The sequence below is a fragment of the Gilliamella sp. App4-10 genome (assembly GCF_001690495.1).
Taxonomy (GTDB): domain Bacteria; phylum Pseudomonadota; class Gammaproteobacteria; order Enterobacterales; family Orbaceae; genus Gilliamella; species Gilliamella apicola_G.
The window spans coordinates 489,382-507,381 of sequence record NZ_LZGS01000035.1; the positions used below are offsets into that span (position 1 = coordinate 489,382).

The 18,000-nt window shown below is 34.1% G+C and carries 18 protein-coding genes and 3 pseudogenes; 12 read left to right on the forward strand and 9 right to left on the reverse strand.

Going from position 1 to position 18,000, the window contains the following annotated elements; translation table 11 throughout:
• Positions 1-430: 430 nt before the first annotated feature.
• Complete coding sequence (gene mltC / locus A9G23_RS07275) at positions 431-1,501, reverse strand: membrane-bound lytic murein transglycosylase MltC (protein ID WP_065586956.1); 1,071 nt, start codon at positions 1,499-1,501, stop codon at positions 431-433.
• An 8-nt stretch (positions 1,502-1,509) separates the two neighbouring features.
• The gene (locus A9G23_RS07280) at positions 1,510-1,779 is read right to left on the reverse strand and encodes an oxidative damage protection protein (RefSeq protein WP_065586957.1); all 270 of its coding nucleotides are present in this window, start codon (positions 1,777-1,779) and stop codon (positions 1,510-1,512) included.
• Positions 1,780-1,989: 210 nt separating this feature from the next.
• On the opposite strand from A9G23_RS07280, the gene argD reads away from it, so the two are divergent.
• The 3 genes from argD (at position 1,990) to A9G23_RS07295 (ending at position 4,884) form a co-directional block, all read left to right on the forward strand.
• Complete coding sequence (argD, locus tag A9G23_RS07285) at positions 1,990-3,201, forward strand: bifunctional acetylornithine/succinyldiaminopimelate transaminase (protein WP_065586958.1); 1,212 nt, start codon at positions 1,990-1,992, stop codon at positions 3,199-3,201.
• Between the two features lie 65 nt (positions 3,202-3,266).
• Entirely contained in the window at positions 3,267-3,878 is a 612-nt protein-coding gene (gene yihA / locus A9G23_RS07290; RefSeq protein WP_065586959.1) for a ribosome biogenesis GTP-binding protein YihA/YsxC, read from the forward strand.
• 13 nt (positions 3,879-3,891) lie between these two features.
• Positions 3,892-4,884 carry a serine/threonine protein kinase gene (locus tag A9G23_RS07295; protein ID WP_065586960.1) on the forward strand — a complete coding sequence of 331 codons (993 nt, stop codon included), beginning with the start codon at positions 3,892-3,894 and terminating at the stop codon, positions 4,882-4,884.
• Here A9G23_RS07295 and A9G23_RS07300 read toward each other — a convergent pair.
• Entirely contained in the window at positions 4,873-5,172 is a 300-nt protein-coding gene (locus A9G23_RS07300) for a GIY-YIG nuclease family protein (protein ID WP_065586961.1), read from the reverse strand. The genes A9G23_RS07295 and A9G23_RS07300 overlap by 12 nt on opposite strands.
• 190 nt (positions 5,173-5,362) lie before the next feature.
• On the opposite strand from A9G23_RS07300, the gene A9G23_RS07305 reads away from it, so the two are divergent.
• The 9 genes and pseudogenes from A9G23_RS07305 to A9G23_RS11940 all read left to right on the forward strand — a co-directional run.
• Positions 5,363-6,067, forward strand: coding sequence for a lipopolysaccharide core heptose(II) kinase RfaY (locus tag A9G23_RS07305; RefSeq protein ID WP_065586962.1), 705 nt, complete (start codon positions 5,363-5,365; stop codon positions 6,065-6,067).
• A 711-nt stretch (positions 6,068-6,778) separates the two neighbouring features.
• Entirely contained in the window at positions 6,779-7,450 is a 672-nt protein-coding gene (locus A9G23_RS07310; RefSeq protein WP_065586963.1) for a CsgG/HfaB family protein, read from the forward strand.
• Positions 7,451-7,482: 32 nt separating this feature from the next.
• A complete protein-coding gene (locus A9G23_RS07315) occupies positions 7,483-7,845 on the forward strand; it encodes a DUF4810 domain-containing protein (protein ID WP_218058808.1) in 363 nt (120 codons plus the stop codon).
• Between the two features lie 3 nt (positions 7,846-7,848).
• Positions 7,849-8,517 (forward strand): DUF799 domain-containing protein, encoded by a 669-nt coding sequence (locus A9G23_RS07320; RefSeq protein ID WP_065586965.1) that lies wholly within the window; start codon positions 7,849-7,851, stop codon positions 8,515-8,517.
• A gap of 295 nt (positions 8,518-8,812) precedes the next feature.
• Positions 8,813-9,004: a 2-hydroxycarboxylate transporter family protein gene (locus A9G23_RS11395; RefSeq protein WP_141670050.1), complete on the forward strand. Its 192-nt coding sequence runs from the start codon at positions 8,813-8,815 to the stop codon at positions 9,002-9,004.
• Positions 9,005-9,075: 71 nt separating this feature from the next.
• Positions 9,076-9,426 (forward strand): annotated as a pseudogene (locus A9G23_RS07325) (2-hydroxycarboxylate transporter family protein); the annotation flags it as partial.
• Positions 9,427-9,446: 20 nt separating this feature from the next.
• Positions 9,447-9,527 (forward strand): annotated as a pseudogene (locus tag A9G23_RS11935) (2-hydroxycarboxylate transporter family protein); the annotation flags it as partial.
• Positions 9,528-9,714: 187 nt separating this feature from the next.
• A complete protein-coding gene (locus A9G23_RS07330; RefSeq protein WP_065586967.1) occupies positions 9,715-10,869 on the forward strand; it encodes an NAD(P)-dependent malic enzyme in 1,155 nt (384 codons plus the stop codon).
• Between the two features lie 536 nt (positions 10,870-11,405).
• Positions 11,406-11,543, forward strand: a pseudogene (locus A9G23_RS11940) (response regulator); the annotation flags it as partial.
• Positions 11,544-12,102: 559 nt separating this feature from the next.
• On the opposite strand, the gene yfbR reads toward A9G23_RS11940, so the two are convergent.
• The 6 genes from yfbR to A9G23_RS07360 form a co-directional block, all read right to left on the reverse strand.
• A complete protein-coding gene (yfbR, locus tag A9G23_RS07335; RefSeq protein ID WP_065586968.1) occupies positions 12,103-12,690 on the reverse strand; it encodes a 5'-deoxynucleotidase in 588 nt (195 codons plus the stop codon).
• A gap of 84 nt (positions 12,691-12,774) precedes the next feature.
• Complete coding sequence (gene lpxC, locus A9G23_RS07340; protein WP_065586969.1) at positions 12,775-13,689, reverse strand: UDP-3-O-acyl-N-acetylglucosamine deacetylase; 915 nt, start codon at positions 13,687-13,689, stop codon at positions 12,775-12,777.
• Between the two features lie 61 nt (positions 13,690-13,750).
• Positions 13,751-14,890, reverse strand: a complete 1,140-nt coding sequence (ftsZ, locus tag A9G23_RS07345) for a cell division protein FtsZ (RefSeq protein WP_065586970.1) — start codon at positions 14,888-14,890, stop codon at positions 13,751-13,753.
• 81 nt (positions 14,891-14,971) lie between these two features.
• Positions 14,972-16,225, reverse strand: a complete 1,254-nt coding sequence (ftsA, locus tag A9G23_RS07350; RefSeq protein ID WP_065586971.1) for a cell division protein FtsA — start codon at positions 16,223-16,225, stop codon at positions 14,972-14,974.
• Between the two features lie 21 nt (positions 16,226-16,246).
• Positions 16,247-17,077, reverse strand: coding sequence for an FtsQ-type POTRA domain-containing protein (locus A9G23_RS07355; protein ID WP_065586972.1), 831 nt, complete (start codon positions 17,075-17,077; stop codon positions 16,247-16,249).
• A gap of 13 nt (positions 17,078-17,090) precedes the next feature.
• Positions 17,091-17,999: a D-alanine--D-alanine ligase gene (locus A9G23_RS07360; RefSeq protein ID WP_065586973.1), complete on the reverse strand. Its 909-nt coding sequence runs from the start codon at positions 17,997-17,999 to the stop codon at positions 17,091-17,093.
• Position 18,000 lies beyond the last annotated feature (1 nt).

Consider the following 18,000-nt stretch of genomic DNA (forward strand, 5'->3'; position numbering starts at 1 on the left):
TAACATCCTCAAAAAAACTAGGGTTTTATGAGACGCATAGTATACTCAAAATTTAAAGCAGATCACGTTTTTTTTATTAAAAAATTTTAAAACTAGAAAAATCGCTGTTTATTAAAGAAGTTGCTTATAGTAAAAAATGTGTGGGGTAAGTTTTTCTGGAAAATTTGTTCACGTTTTGCGGACTAACCTTAATCACTTGTAGCCACATTTCGACGCCAAATAAACGGAAATAATAACCTTTGAATGTTGTAAAAGATTGGTGTGTTTTCTATAAAACAACTCAGGCATGACATTGATTTTATTTGATTTTTATTTAAATGTTTTTAGTGAAAACAACGCTAAACAATCTATTATTGCTATCTTTCCCGAGTTTAATAGCCCCTCATCATTCGTAATGAATGATGAGGGGCTATTCATCTTTGTTACTAGCTTATTTGTTATCTAAAATCCTACTGACTTTTATCAGATAATTGCGTGATTCTTGAGAAACATGAGAAGTAACTAATTTTCGATAAACTTGCTGTGGTGTCATGGAGTTAATAATATTAATTGCTTCATTACGATCATTTGAGAATGTACGAAGCACACTACCTGCTCCACCGTTATATGAGGTAATCATGGCATATCGTAATGAAACTGGATTATCAATCCCCGCTAAATATTTTGTTTTTAACAATGACAAATAAGCAGTTCCCATATCAACATTATTACGTGGATCAAGTAAAAATTTTCGGCTTGGCTCCCCTGATTTACCCCGTAATTTAAAAATATCACGCCCAGCTGTATGTTGTTGCACTTGCATAAGACCAAGAGCATCTGTTCGACTAACAGCATAAGGGTTAAAGGCTGATTCCACTTCTATAATAGCTAAAATCAAGCGTTCATCAATAAAATAGCGATTAGACGCTTCAGTCACTAATGGTAAGAATTTTCTAGCTCGTTGATTAATATGGTTAGGAACTAGTTTTATTTCAACATAAGTAATTCTATGCGCACCTGATATACGTTGTTTCAAATTATTGGCTAGTACGTAATCAGCAAAACTATTTGCTCTACCACTCCAACGAATAGGTTGATGTTCTTGATCCAATACTTGATTGTATAAAAATGGTTCTCCGGATAAATCTTGACTGATTTTATCATGGCGAATAATATCGACCGGTTCTGGCATAAGTAAGGTCGAAACTATTGCATCTTTTAAATTATCTATTGGTGATTCAGACATAGTTTCAATAGTAATCACCCCTGAAACAAAATTAATATGGACGCGCGTTTGTAAATTATCTTCATATTGAACATAGTCTTTAGGGCCTGCTATCAAAATTTCTTTAGGCCCCCAAATTTGTTCAATATTGTTAGCATATTGTCCAATCAAAATATTAAAAGCATTGGTATCTTTAACATAATAATCATCATTATGATTGTTCAAATCTTTGCTAGAACAACCAGATAATAGGCTCACAGTAATCAGTAATGTAATAATTTTTTTATTATTAGTCATTTGATATCTCAATTTTGGGGTTTATAGCCATCAATAACAACTTCTTCGCCTTCAAATAGAAATTTAATCATTTCAGCTTCAATCTTTTTACGGTGTTCAAGATTCATCATATTGAGCTTATTTTCGTTAATTAGCATCGTTTGCTTTTTAAGCCATTCTTGCCATGCTTGTTTTGATATTTCATTAAAAATACGTTTGCCAAGTTCCCCAGGATACAATTGGAAATCTAAACCGTCTGTTTCTTTTTTTAAATAATGACAATAAACAACACGACTCATTTTTATCTCTTTTAAGTTGAATTAAAAAATAGTGTGTGATTATACCTGAAAATAGTTATAAATCAGAAGGAAATTATTGCATAAGTATTCTACTTTAAAACACCCATAAAATTGAATATTAATTTAAATTATATGAATAATTATTTACTTTACACTGTAATTAGTTCGATTAAAATAATCTAAACTATTTAATAAAATAAGGATTGAATAATGCAGCCAAAAATCACACGGGCACTTTTTGATAAAGTCATTTTACCTGTTTATGCACCAGCTCAATTTATTCCTGTTAAAGGTCAAGGTAGCCGAGTTTGGGATCAAGAAGGTAAAGAGTATATTGATTTTGCAGGCGGCATAGCGGTCAATGCGTTGGGTCATTGCCACCCAAAACTAGTTAAAGCTCTACATGAGCAAAGTGAAAAGTTATGGCATGTCAGCAATGTTTTTACGAATGAACCGTCATTAAATCTTGCGCAGAAGCTTATTGATAATACTTTTGCTGACCGTGTTTTTTTTGCCAATTCAGGGGCGGAAGCTAATGAGGCCGCGTTTAAGCTAGCGCGATATTATGCAGCACAAAGATATAGCCCCTATAAGAGCAAAATCATTGCTTTTTATCAATCTTTTCATGGTCGTACGTTTTTCACCGTTTCGGTAGGCGGACAAGCAAAATATTCTGATGGTTTTGGACCAAAACCTGCTGATATCATTCATGTTCCTTTTAATGATCTTAATGCCGTTAAAGCGGTAATAGATGACCATACTTGTGCGGTTGTATTAGAGCCAGTACAAGGCGAAGGCGGATTAACCTCAGCAACACCAGAATTTTTACAAGGTGTGCGTGAGTTATGTGATGAATACCAAGCACTACTTGTATTTGATGAAGTACAATGCGGGATGGGGCGAACAGGCAGTTTATATACTTATCAACAATATAATGTAAAACCCGATATTTTAACCTCCGCTAAGGCATTAGGGGGCGGATTTCCAATTAGTGCTATGTTAACAACCAATGAAATTGCGTCAGTCATGCATCCTGGCGTGCATGGTACCACTTACGGGGGTAATCCTCTTGCTTGTGCGGTGGGCTGTGAAGCTTTTGATATTATTAACTCCCCTGAAGTACTTGATGGCGTACAAAAACGGCGTGCTCTGTTCATTGAAAAACTCGAAGAAATTAATGATCAATTTAAACTATTTCGTGAATACCGAGGTAAAGGATTGTTATTAGGTGCAGAGTTACAACCCAAATTTCACAATAAAGCGCGCGATTTTTTAAACGTTGCCACTGAGTTTAGGGTGATGATCTTAAATGCTGGTCCAAATGTGCTGCGCTTTACACCATCACTCATTATTTCAGATCATGAGATAAAAGAAGGTATGTTGCGATTTGAAAAAGCCGTGGAAAAGGTTGTCAATGCTTAAGTTTTTCTATACAGTAACGGCATTTTAATCAATTAAGTGCCGTTGCATTTAAAGGATACTTATTTATGACCGATTTTCACCCATTAAATTATGCCAAAACTCATTTTATTTTAAGTGCGCCCGATATTTCTCATCTACCTATTGACAGTGGTGTCGAGATTGCTTTTGCGGGTCGCTCTAATGCAGGTAAATCAAGTGCACTAAATACCTTAACCAATCAAAAAGGTCTCGCTAGAACGAGTAAAACCCCAGGACGAACACAACTCATCAACCTTTTTGAAGTTGAAGAAAATTGCCGTTTAGTTGATTTACCGGGTTATGGTTATGCTCAGGTGCCGGAAGCGATAAAACGAAAATGGCAAAAATCACTGGGCGAATATCTCCAAAAACGCGAAAGCCTAAAAGGACTGGTTGTATTAATGGATATCAGGCACCCTTTAAAAGATTTAGATCAACAGATGATCGAATGGGCTGTTTCAGTTGATATCCCTGTTATGCTATTACTGACTAAAGCGGATAAGCTGGCTTCTGGTGCGCAAAAAAAACAGGTTAATATGGTTAAAGAGGCCATCTTACCTTTTCAGGGAAATATTACCGTTACGCCTTTTTCATCGCCTAAACGTATTGGACTTGAAGCGTTAAAACAAAAATTAGATGAATGGTTTAGTCAGCAATAATGGAAATCATTTAATGAATAGTTCAACATTTTCGTTTCAATCTTTATCGCCGGATCTTATTCTTGATAGCTTATCTTCAATAGGCATATCTGTAGATTCCGGGTTAACCGTATTAAATAGTTATGAAAATCGGGTTTATCAATTTCAAGATGAAGATCGCAAACGTTATGTTGCGAAATTTTATCGCCCTCATCGCTGGAATAAAAATCAGATCTTGGAAGAACATCAATTCACGCAGCAATTAGCTGATGCTGAAATACCGGTGATTGCGCCATTAACGTTTAATCATACCACGCTACACGAGTATCAAGGTTATCTGTTTGCCCTGTTCCCAAGTGTTGGTGGTAGGCAATACGAGATGGATAATATCGAACAAATGGAATCCATTGGGATGCTACTTGGGCGTATCCACCAAATTGGTGCTAAGCAAACATTTTTACACCGCCCGACTATCGGACTCGAAGAATATCTTTACCAACCACAAGATACCTTATTATCTAGTACTTATATTCCAAAAAAAATTCAAACTGATCTTAAAGGTCTTTTAACCCAACTAATAAAAACTGTTGAACAACATTGGCATAACGATTGGCAACCTATTCGCCTACATGCCGATTGTCACGCAGGCAATATTTTATGGCGTGATAATGCAATGTTTGTTGATTTTGATGATGCGCGTAATGGTCCTGCTATTCAAGATCTGTGGATGTTGCTTTCTGGCAATCAGCAAGAGCGACGCATACAGTTAGATATGCTAATTGAAATGTATCAAGAGTTTTATGACTTTGATAACCATCAATTACAACTTATTGAACCTTTAAGAGCAATGAGATTGGTTCACCATTTAGCATGGATTTTAGAACGCTGGCAAGATCCTGCTTTTCCCATCGCCTTTCCATGGATGACTGATGATGATTTTTGGCATCAACAATTAGTTGAATTTGCACAGCAAATTACCACCATAAAATCGCCACCACCACAATTGATGGCAATGTTACAAAATTAAGAAATCAAGCAACAACTGTTCTAAATTAGGTTGTTGCAAAACCAATCGTTCTTTTTTTTGCTTAGATAGCTGCTTTATTCGATACTCAATTTTAAGCGCAGTTGACCTATCACCCACATTAACTTGATAAACAATACTGAGATCTTTATGACCTTTTAAATGTTTAGCACCTTTACCATTTTTATGTTGTTGCAAACGCCTAGCAACATCAGTGGTGATACCTGTATACAATGATTGCTTTGCTGTTCTAATAATATATAAAAACCATACTGATACGTTGTTTTTCATAAATAATCAAGAATAATCGATTTATCTATTTGTTAATAATAGTATTTTCATCTTATTATCAGTATAACACCAATTTTAGTCACTTTTGTGTAAAGTGGATCGAGCAATACAAAGATCATAGCTTCGTTTACTTTAATGGGGATAATGTTTAAGATAAGCATAATTTTTTATGTATTTTAAGGCAATAAATTTGAATAACTTTGCAAAAATTATTGAAATCCAACGTGGCGATATAAAATTCGCTTATGTACAAAATGACGAAATCAATTATCTAGACCTTTTTGACCAATTTTTGGCGGAAGAAGGGCATCATGAATTACTCGATCCTAGCGATAAATTAGAGCGATATACTTATTTAATCAATCATAATAAAAGCCAATTTATTTTTAAAATTGATGGTGGCGTTGAACACCGTTTAGAGCGTCGCTTGATCGCCAAAATTACAGGTGATTTTTATTTCAATTTAATTCGTAAACTCGCCAAAATATCACTTGATAAATGTGATATTGCTTATGAACTTTACTTGGTTGCTTTCGACCAAAAAACAAAGCGTCATTATATGATTTTCAATTTTATTGAAGGACGATCTTTAAAATGGGAAGAAATGAAAGAGTATGGCGAACAAATAAAAAACTGTATAGAAAAACTGCACAGTTATAATCTGGTCTCTAATGATGTTCATGGTGGCAATTTTATCTTAACATCTGATGGAAAAATCAAAGCCATTGATTTAACTAACTCAGGTTTTATTTGGTTAACTAAAGCCAATGACGCAATTGAATTAAAAGAACGTTTTAATATCAAAATTAAGGTTCCTTTTTTTGCCATGGCAATTAAAAAATTTACTCATGGATTTAAACGCTTATCTCGTAAAATCCGTGGTAAAGAAGATTAATCATCTAATCATTGTGAGAATTTGGTTACTCACAATGATAATTTATGCCGGCATCTAACTTGCATTATTCATACTTAATATTTACATTAATCTATAACTTTAATCAAATTTGTAAGCATCATTTTTAAATATTAGTTGAAGGAATCATGTTTTCGCTAATGCTGTAACTGATTATTTATATCAGGCTAAATATTTTGACAGTTATATCTTAACAACCACTCGTCATCAAAATAATATCCATTATCTGCTAACCAATATTGAGTAAGCTCAATAAGATACGGGTTTAGTCGTGAATGATTGATTCGCAAATAAGCGGTCATCCAAACTTAGTTATAGATGCTTTGAATAAAGAAATTGATAAAATACAAACTGTTTATTTCGATAATAGACAACTAAAATGATTTAATTTTTTGTCACGGAATTTTAGGTTAACTACACCTTTTAGTATAAAAAGCTAGATTCTATTCCCACCTCTTTATCCATTAATTTCTATTTAGAAAATACGGTCAAATCCAGATAATGTTTATCAAAATGACTACTCTACACCATCATTATTAAGGCAAATTTAAAAACAACTAATCTCATATTTTTTTATTGTATTTTATAAAAAATCAATATTATGATTGATAATCATTTTTAATCATATATTATTTGCAGTTAAAATTTGAAATAATCCGGTAAATGAAAAGTAAAAATAAAGGACAAAAAAGAATGAATATAAAACAATTAATAGGAATAATGATAACCAGTAGTTTATTATTTGGCTGTGCTAAAGAGTCTTCAAGATCTGTTGAATTACCAACAGTAAATAGCTATCGCTCTGAATATCAAGGTCTAAAAACGAATATTGCTATAGGTAAATTCGAGAATCGCTCTAATTACCAAAATGGTATTTTTTCTGATGGTGTAGATAGACTCGGTAATCAATCTAAAACTTTATTAATTAGTCATTTACAGCAAACTAATCACTTTAATGTATTAGATAGAACCAATATGCAAGAATTAGCGACTGAAGCGAAATATAGAAAGCAGCAACAAAAAGTGATAGGTGCTAATTATATTATCTCAGGAGATGTGACTGAATTTGGCCGCAAAGAAGTTGGAGATCACCAATTATGGGGCATTCTTGGTAAAGGTAAACAACAAGTTGCTTATGCCAAAGTTACTTTAAATATTATTGACATACAAACAACTCAAGTTGCTTATTCGGTACAAGGAGCTGGGGAGTATAATTTATCAAATCGTGAAATACTTGGTTTTGGAGGTAAAGCTGGTTATGACTCAACTCTTAATGGCAAAGTACTAGATTTAGCGATTCGAGAAGCTGTTAATAATTTAATTAATGGATTGGATAATGGTACATGGAAACCCGTAACTAAGTAAAAATTACAATTAATGATATAAGGATCATAATGATGTTAAAAAAACAATGTTTTGTACATTTATTATTCATGGGGATGCTATTATTTTTGAATGGTTGCCAATCATCTCCTAAAACTATTTATTATTGGGATGATTATCAAGAGAATCTTTATAACTATACTCAATCTGACAAAACTGGACATGCTGAACAAATTCAATCATTAGAACATATTATTGAAAAAGCAAAATCAGCAAATAAGCCAGTTCCGCCAGGACTGCATGCACACTTAGGTCTATTATATTCAACTGTAGGAAAAAAAGATAAAGCATTTGAACACTTTGAAGCAGAAAAATTGCTCTTCCCTGAATCAAAAAGCTTTATTGATTTTATTGAACAAAAATATCAAGGACATTAATCAATGAATAATAAATTTACTGCGCTAGCAGGAACTATATTTGCACTTTTCATGCTAGTAGGTTGTGCAACAAATAAAAAAGACTATGACTATACAGCATTTGAAGAAAGTAAACCTACCTCTATTTTGGTATTATTACCTACTAATCATTCAAACGAAATCAATGCGAGTTACGGAGTATTGTCTCAAGTCACATTGCCTTTAGCTGAAGCAGGATATTATGTTTTTCCTGTTAATTTAACCAATGAAGTGTTTAAACAAAATGGTTTCACTATTGCTGATGATATTCATTCGGTCACTTTAACAAAGTTACAACAAATTTTTAATCCTGATGCGGTGTTATATCTAAAAATAATAAATTATGGAACTAATTATCAGATTATACAGAGTGATACTCGTGTTACATTAGAAGCGAAGTTAGTAGATGTTCAAACTTCTAAAGTAATTTGGACTGGTACTGCATCTGCATCAAGTACTGAAAACCAACAATCGAGCAATAGCCTAATTAGCACGTTACTTTCAGCTGCAATTACACAAATTAGTGATACCGTTAGAGATCATAGTGTGACAATATCCGGATTAGCGGCAGCGAGATTATTTACACCTCATCCAATAAAATATAATGGTATTTTATATGGTCCTTATGCTAATACCACCAAATTAGATCAATAGTTATTTATTAATATAAACAATATCTATTCTAAAAAGGTAGATTTTAGGCGGTATAAATTGCCGCCTGATTACTAGTTAATAATTTGTATTCATATTTCTAAACACTAACAAATCAATACGTAAGCAGATAGAATTAATTAGTTGTTTTGCTATTTTAACTATTCTATTTTGTCAGTTCTATCTTAACAACCACGGGTTATCAAAATAACCATTCGTTATCTGTTCATCAATATTAAACAAGTTCAGCAATAGACTGGTGTTTCAGTAGCCGTTGTCGTTGACGACACTTGGGAGCATGCTTTTTTCTATACTATATCGGCCTGTTATGGCTGGCGGCATTAGTGAGGGTGTATTACAATTATTTAACGGCTACAGCAATATTCTTAATCAAGTTTATGATTCATTTATTAGAGCATTAATTCTTGCAACGGTCGTGGGTAACTTTTTTTGCTATTACCTTTACTACCATAATGAGCCGAATTGGTGAAGTGAAACCACACTTAAGCGGTCATGGACAATTAATTTGATGGATTAGCTGTTGCTTTAAAAGAAGACAAAACGCCATTAAATGCTAGCGCTATGAGTGGCGCAGTGATGATTTTAGCCACATTATTTATCTTTGGTATGATTTTAGCAAAGATTACTCATTTTCCTAGCCCAGTATTAATGATTATTATTACAGCTATTGTAAAATATTTCCGTTTACGATTAGAAAGCGTGAAGAGTGGATGTCAGCAATGGTATGAATTTATCTCTGGTAATTTTACTTTTCCTCTCATAGCTGGATTAGGTTTGTTATATATTGACTTGGGCAGTGATGTTAATGTATTAACTATCTTTTATTTTATTACAATTATTTCAGTCGTGTTTACCATTTCTATGACAGGTTTTGTTTGTAGTTTTTCTTAAAAAGGTATCCATGTCAAAGCAGTATGGGCGGAACTGGCGATGTAGCAACACTATCTACTGCAAATCGAATGAACCTAAAGCCTTTTGTTTTGCACAAATAACTCGTTTAGGCGGTGCGTTAATGGTTATTAGCACCATAGCAATATTACATTACCTACTTATGTGATAAAAAAAGAAATAAGACATTATGAGAAATTAGATTACATTTTAAAATGAAAAGATATATGAATACATAACATTAGAAAAGTGGATTAAATATATATTAAAAATAATTTGAAAGGAATAATTATGACAACAGTTCAAGAAAAAGCATTAGCAATTAGTAAACAAATGCATGGAAAATTAGAAATTCGTTCAAAAGTACCAGTAAATTCTATGGTAGATCTGAGTATCGCTTATACCCCTGGCGTGGCAGCAGTCTGTACAGAAATAGCTAAAAATCCAGCATCTGTTTACGAATATACAAGTAAACGTAATTTAGTTGCAGTTATCACTGATGGCTCAGCGGTATTAGGACTTGGCAATATTGGACCAGAGGCAGCTATTCCTGTAATGGAAGGCAAAGCAATATTATTCAAACAATTTGCTAATGTAGATGCCGTTCCTTTATCATTAAACACACAAGATCCTGATGAACTGGTTAAACTTATTGCTGCATTAGCACCTTCTTTTGGTGGTATTAATCTTGAAGATATTAGTGCGCCACGATGTTTTGAAATTGAAAAACGTTTGCAAGAAATATTAGATATACCAGTATTTCATGACGATCAACATGGTACGGCTATTGTTGTATTAGCGGCATTATACAATGCATTAAAAGTTGCAGGCAAAAAGATTGAGTCGACTAAGATTGTTATAAATGGCGGAGGCGCTGCAGGCTTAGCTATTGCTGACATGTTATTAGCAGCTGGTGTAACCAATTTAAAAGTGGTCGATAAAGTTGGTATTTTATCTGAAGATAATAATTCATTACCACCGCATCATTTAGCAATGGCTAAAAGAACCAATTGTGAAAAACAAAAGGGCACATTAGAAGATGCTATTAAAGGAGCTGATGTTTTTATTGGAGTTTCAGCACCAGGCGTATTAAAGGCTGAATGGGTTGCAACGATGGCAGAAAAATCGATTATTTTTGCAATGGCTAATCCAACACCTGAAATATTTCCAGAAGAAGCAAAAGCTGCAGGGGCTTATATTGTCGGTACTGGTCGTAGTGATTATCCAAATCAAATTAATAATGTATTGGCATTCCCAGGAATTTTTAGAGGAGCTTTGGATGCGAGAGCCAAAAATATTACTTTAGGAATGCAATTAGCCGCAGCCAGAGGTTTAGCAAGTATTGTACCTGACGATAAATTATCAGTAGAATGCATATTACCTAATGCTTTTGAACCCAATGTTGCCAAAGTTGTGGCTGAAAGCGTAAAAAATGCGGCAAAATAAGTGTATTATTTTATTAGTTAAGTTGTATTAATAATAAATCTGCTAATTACCATTTTATTAGCAGATTTATTTATTATTAGGTGAATATAAATTCACTGCATTGCTATCGAAAGAGCTATTAAATGAAATACCTTTTAAATCGATTAACACTTAAATATCAGTTTATCTGCTTGTTCTTTTTTTGGTTTTTATCTTATCAACTATTACTAAAAATATATTTATTATTCAATTGTTAATAATGAATATTTACAGGCTTTTCGTCAACAAGTTGAAAATATCGCTAATATTATCTCTTCATCAAATAATATAATAAAAAGCATACAAACACCTATATCTTAAAATTTAGCTTTTCTCCAAATTGAAACCGAATAAACACGAATATTAACGCAAGTTTAAAGTATTATTACCACTTATATAGGGAAAAAGAGATTCATGGTTGATGTTTTAATGGTTGAAGACGACCCTATAGTGGTAGAGCTTAATAAAAAATACATATAAATGGTTCCCGGTTTTAATTTAATGCTAATGTCAGTAATGGTGAACAAGCTCTACATTATATTCATGACAATCATATTGATTTAGTCCTATTTGACGTATTTATGCCAAAACTCAATGGGATAGAATTATTGCAGCACATTCACATTAGTTACTCCAAAATTGATATTATATGGTAATTGCCGCTTGTAAAACCAATGAGTTCAAACTGCACAGCATTTAGGTTTGATTGATTATATTGTAAAATCTTTCACTTTTGAGCGATTACGAACTGCATTGATTTCCTATCAAGAACGCATACGGTTGTTATCATCATCCAAAATATTCAACCTACATCAACTAGATGATCGGATTTTTGCCAAACCAGCTTATTATAACAAAGGGTTACCTAAAGGTATCGATAATCAAGCCTTACACAACGTTCAAGATGTTATTCTTCAATGTAATTGCGATTTTCCCATGAGTAACATAGTTGAGTTAATTTCGTTATCTCGTATATCGAAAAATACCTTGATTAATTTGAGGAACTCGACGAGCTTAAAAAGCATTTGACGTACCTATTTATTGGTAGACCTGTCAAACGTTATATTTATCAAAATATAAATTATAATCTCACATAAAGCACATTAATTATAATTATTTTGCATCCATAAAATTAGAATTTCTAAACAAGAAATATTTTTATTAAGAAAGTATGATAAGCATAAAATAAAGAATATTTAGATAGATAAATTATTTTTACATAGTTATCTCATCTAGTGATAAGCTAAAGCTTGGAGTAAAAACGTCTAAAAAGTAGTTCATTTCGGGACTATTACGTTCAGCTAAAGTCTTTTTTAAACGTTGTTCGGCCAATTTAAATTCATTATTACCTGCACTCAATTCTTCAATAGTTTTAAGATAGGCACATAATGCGTCAGCCTGTTTTACGATGCTTTTTTCTGCTTCATCATAAAAATCATCATCGATTAATGCTCTAAAATCATCTTGTAACTCTTTAGGTAGCATATTAATAAGTTTATGTTGTGCTATTTTTTCAATCTTTTTATATTCAACCGTGATTTGCGGATTATAATACTTTGTAGGTGTTGGTAGATCACCGGTTATGACTTCTGAAACATCATGATACATTGCCAATAATGCAATTCGCTCGGGATTAACATTACCATTAAATTTCTTATTTTTAATTATTGCTAAAGCATGTGCCACAAAAGCAACTTGTAAGCTGTGCTCTGATACATTTTCAGTTCTTAAATTACGCATTAAAGGCCAACGGTTAATTAGTTTTAATCGTGATAAATGAGCAAAAAAATGGCTATTATTCATGTTATTATCTCTTCAATATAAAATAAAAACGCTCCCATTAAAAATAGGAGCGCCTATAATATGAAACAATATTACTTTGTGATTTTACGCTAGAATAAGCTGTTGGGTACCCAACGCAAGTGGCACTGTTTGCTCTTCTGTAAATGTCACATATTCCCATGCATCTTGTTTCGCCAATAATGCTTGTAATAATTGATTATTCAATGCATGACCTGATTTATAACAAATTACTTCACCAATCATATTATGACCACTCATATATAAATCGCCGATAGTATCAAGCATTTTGTGGCGTACAAACTCATCTTCAAAACGCAAACCATCTTCATTAAGCACTTTATAATCATCAACCACAATTGCACAATCTAAGCTACCACCTAAGCACAAGCCTTTAGACTGTAACGCTTCAATATCACGCATAAAACCAAAAGTTCTTGCGCGACTGATCTGACGAATGAATGATTCAGACGAAAAATCTAATTGGTAACGTTGCGAACTACTATCGATAGCTGGATGATGAAAATCAATAGTAAAATCTAATCTAAAACCACTATAAGGTCTTACTTCTGCCCATTTATCACCATTTTCAACTCGAACTGTCTCTTTTACGCGTAAAAACCTTTTCAGCGCGTTTTGTTCAGCAATACCAGCATCAAGTAATAAATAAACAAATGGGCTTGCGCTACCATCCATTATTGGTATTTCAGGAGCATTAACCTCGATAATGATATTATCAATACCAAACCCAGCTAAAGCAGAATTAATATGCTCAACAGTCGAAATACGAACATTGTCTTCGTTTATTAAACAAGTACAAAGCATTGTATCACGTACAGATTTTGCATCCACAGGAAAATCTACATGTGGATTTAGATCAGTACGACGATAAATAATACCTGTATTTTCAGGCGCAGGGCGCAATATCAAAGTAACCTTCTTGCCAGTATGTAAACCAACACCAGTTGCTTGAATAGTCTTTTTTAATGTTCTTTGTTTCACTTTGCACCTACTTTTTGTTTGCGACTATTGATTTTGACAATAAAAAATCAAATAAGTTCATTTAATTCGCTTGCTTACGTATGAAAGCTGGAATATCTAAAATTTTATGATCTTCAAGAGAAGAGGCTGTTGGTTCATTAACAACCTTAGCCAATTTATCTTCTTGTTGTACCAATGTATTACTTTGAGAAAATAATTCATTATGTGATACAGGTTTAGGTATTTTGACTTCTGAACGTCTATCCATACCAATACCGGTTGCAACCACTGTTACTCGAATTTCATCAGACATATCAGGATCAAACGTTGTACCTACAACAACAGTAGCATTGTCAGAAGCAAATGCTCTAACTGTACTACCTACTGTTTCAAACTCTTCTAAACCAAGATCTAAACCAGCTGTTACATTTACTAATACGCCTCGAGCACCCGATAAATCGATATCTTCAAGTAATGGACTAGAAATTGCCATTTCAGCGGCTTCTTCTGCACGATTATCACCACTAGCTCGACCAGATCCCATCATCGCATACCCCATTTCAGACATCACCGTTCTTACATCGGCGAAGTCGACATTGATATGACCTGGTTTAGTAATAAGCTCAGCAATACCTTGCACAGCACCTTTTAAAACACCATTAGCGGCGGCAAAAGCGTCCAGTAATTTAACACCACGACCTAACACTTTTAATAACTTATCATTTGGAATAGTAATCAGTGAATCGACATGTTTTGCTAATTCAGAAATACCTTGCTCCGCAAAAGCCATACGCTTTTTGCCCTCAAAGCCAAAAGGTTTAGTGACAACAGCAACAGTCAAAATACCTAATTCTTTTGCTATTTCCGCAACAACTGGGGCAGCACCAGTGCCTGTGCCTCCTCCCATTCCTGCTGCGATGAAAACCATATCGGCGCCTTCAATAGCACTACGGATAACCTCACGATCTTCTTCAGCAGAATTCCTTCCAACTTCAGGGTTAGCACCTGCGCCAAGTCCTTTAGTAACATTAGTACCGATTTGAATAGTTTGACCTACCTTAATTCTTTTCAATGCCTGCGCATCGGTATTTGCCGCAAAAAATTCAACACCCTCAATATGCTCAGCAATCATATGCTCGACAGCATTACCTCCGCCACCACCGACACCAATAACTTTAATGACTGCTGCTGGTTCATCATCTGCAACCATAGGCTCAAACATAACTTATCTCCAAATTTACGATCTGCGAACATTGTACAGATAATCGTCTACAATGTCCACGAAGTTCTTGAAATATATTAGCTAAAATTCTTTTTTAAACCAACCGGTCAATCGTTTAGCTATCCCTTTTAATGATGATTTATCACTATCTTTAGCTTCATCATTTAATAAACTCTGTTTCCCATAATGTAATAACCCTATAGTTGTTGAACAATAAGGTTTTTGCACATAGTCGGTTAAGCCAGATATATTTAATGGCTGCCCAATACGAACTTGATTTTGGAAAACTTTTTCAGCGCACTCTACCATCCCTTTTATTTGAGCTGCACCACCAGTTAATACAATACCTGCTGCCAATTGATATTTAACATTTTGTTTTTTTAGTTCTTCTTGCAATACAAGTAATTCTTTTTGTACTAATGAAAGAAGCTCTGAATAACGAGGTTCAATTACATCAGTAAGAGTTTGTCTTTGTAATGAACGAGACGGCCTTCCTCCAACACTTGGTACATCAATGACTTCATCTTTACCAATTAGCGAACCTACAGCACATCCATAACGAATCTTAATATTTTCAGCATCCATTGGCGGTGCGCCAAACGCATAAGCAATATCACTAGTAACAACATTGCCAGCATAAGGAATGACAACAGAATGACGTAAAGCACCACCAGTATATACTGTCACATCCATTGTGCCGCCACCTATATCAATTACGCAAACACCTAATTCTTTTTCATCATCCGTTAAAACTGCATAGCTAGAAGCCAATCCAGAAAAAATAAGTTGATCCACTTTCAATCCGCAACGTTCGACTGCTTTAACAATATTTCTTGCCATATCATTATGACAGGTGACTAAATGAACTTTAGCCTTCATTCTTACTCCGGATAAGCCAATAGGATTTTTAATTCCTTCTTGCAAATCGATAGAATATTCTTGCGCAATGACATGCAAAATACGGTGCTCATCTAAAATTCTGACTGATTTTGCTGTATGAACAACATTGTCGACATCCTCTGCGGTTACTTCTTCATCCGCTATTGGTACCATACCTATTTCATTTTGGCAGCGGATATGTTTACCTGAAAGACTTAAATATACTGAAGATATTTGGCAATCAGCCATTAATTCAGCTTGATCAACCGCACGTTGAATTGATTTCACGACAGACTCAAGATCGTTCACACCACCTTTATCTACCCCTTTTGATGGGCAGTGTCCCACACCAATAATATTAACAATACCATCAGGAAGAACTTCACCAACAAGAGCGAGTACTTTGGATGTACCTACTTCTAATCCAACGACCAATTTTTTTTCTGTTGCTTTCATACTTCAGCCTTAATTTATTCCTTACTGCCCCATTTTTTCTCTTTGCACTGAAATACCGTTTTCGTAACGTAAATCAGCTACCGTTATTCTTTCATTTTCTGGTACCCTTAACTGAATTTCCGGAAATAATTTAATGAATTGTTGATATCGATTTTCAATATTTTCACTACCTAACAACAACTTTATTTCTTGATTTTCAAGGCAAACACCAGATGCACACTGTTCTACCATTAATTGCCATGCATTACGCTCATCAGTTATAGCTGTTTTTATATGTAATGCCAACTGATTATTAGCCAGTTTTTTAGAAAGATTCTCTAATTTATAATAAATTTCTAATGCCGTTTTTGCTTTACTCTCAGGACCATATAGTCTTGGTAACTGTAATTCGACAATACGGTCAAGTGGCACACTAAAAACAATGCCATTTTTATCAAGTAAAAATAGATCATTCCAATAAAGTACAGGCTTATATTCTTCCACATAGGTAATTAGCCTATCTGGCCACTGTTTACGTACACTGGTTTGTTTTACCCACGGAAATCGCATTACTTCTTGTTGAATATCATTCACATCTTGTCCAATGTAGGTATTAGGCAACCCTAATCCTAGAATGGCCTCTCGAAGATCGTCCTCAGTTGTATAGGTATGTTCCCCGCTTAATGTTAATTGAGATAAAACCATTTGTTCGGGATCATCCATCCAATTTTTAAAGCTTTGAACTACCCAAATACTAATAAAAATAATCATAATAAAGAACAAAAAACCCAACAACTGTTCTGTATTACGAAAGATAAGCAGCCGCCTCCTAATTCTATCTTCTCTATGAGCTGCTTGTCGAACTTGTTTCATAAAATAAGGCCAATTATAGTGTTGCCAAATTTAAAATTCTGAACACAAGTTCATTAAATGACCAACCATGTTGTTTGGCTGCCATTGGCACTAAGCTATGATCGGTCATACCAGGTGCTGTATTCACTTCAAGCAAGTACGGCTTTTGATTCGCATCAAACATAACATCGACCCGCCCCCAGCCTCTGCATCCAACAGCTTTATAAGCATCTAACGCTAATTTGCGAATCTGTTGTTCTTTGTTATCTGGTAAACCACTTGGACAAAAGTATTGCGTTGAGTCCGATAGATACTTTGCATCATAATCATAAAATTTGGTAGTGGGTTTAATGCGAATTGCAGGTAAAACCTCTTCACCTACAATTGCCACTGTAAATTCTGGACCAGCTAAAAATGATTCAATCATTATCGCATCATCATATTGAAAAGCCATGTCAATAGCATTTTTCAATTCAGAGGCTTCATTAACCCGAGCCATACCTACACTAGAACCCTCATGAATTGGTTTTACAAATAATGGTAGTCCAAGTTGTTTTACAATAGCATCAATATCAACCATCTGCGATTTATTAACCATAACATAGTCAGCAACAGGTAGGTCAAGTGCTTTCCAAACCAACTTAGTTTTTAACTTATCCATAGTCAGCGCAGATGAAAGAATATCACTTCCAGTATAAGGAATATTTTGATAAGTCAACATTGCTTGAATGATACCATCTTCACCACCACGTCCGTGTAAAATATTAAATACTTTTGTAAATCCTTCTTCTTTCAATTGTGTGATAGCGTGATTTTTCGTGTCAATAAGATGGGCATCAATACCATTTGCCAATAATCCTGCATGTACAGCTTCACCTGACTTAAGTGAAACTTCTCGCTCAGCAGAAGTACCACCATACAATACAGCAACTTTATCAACCATT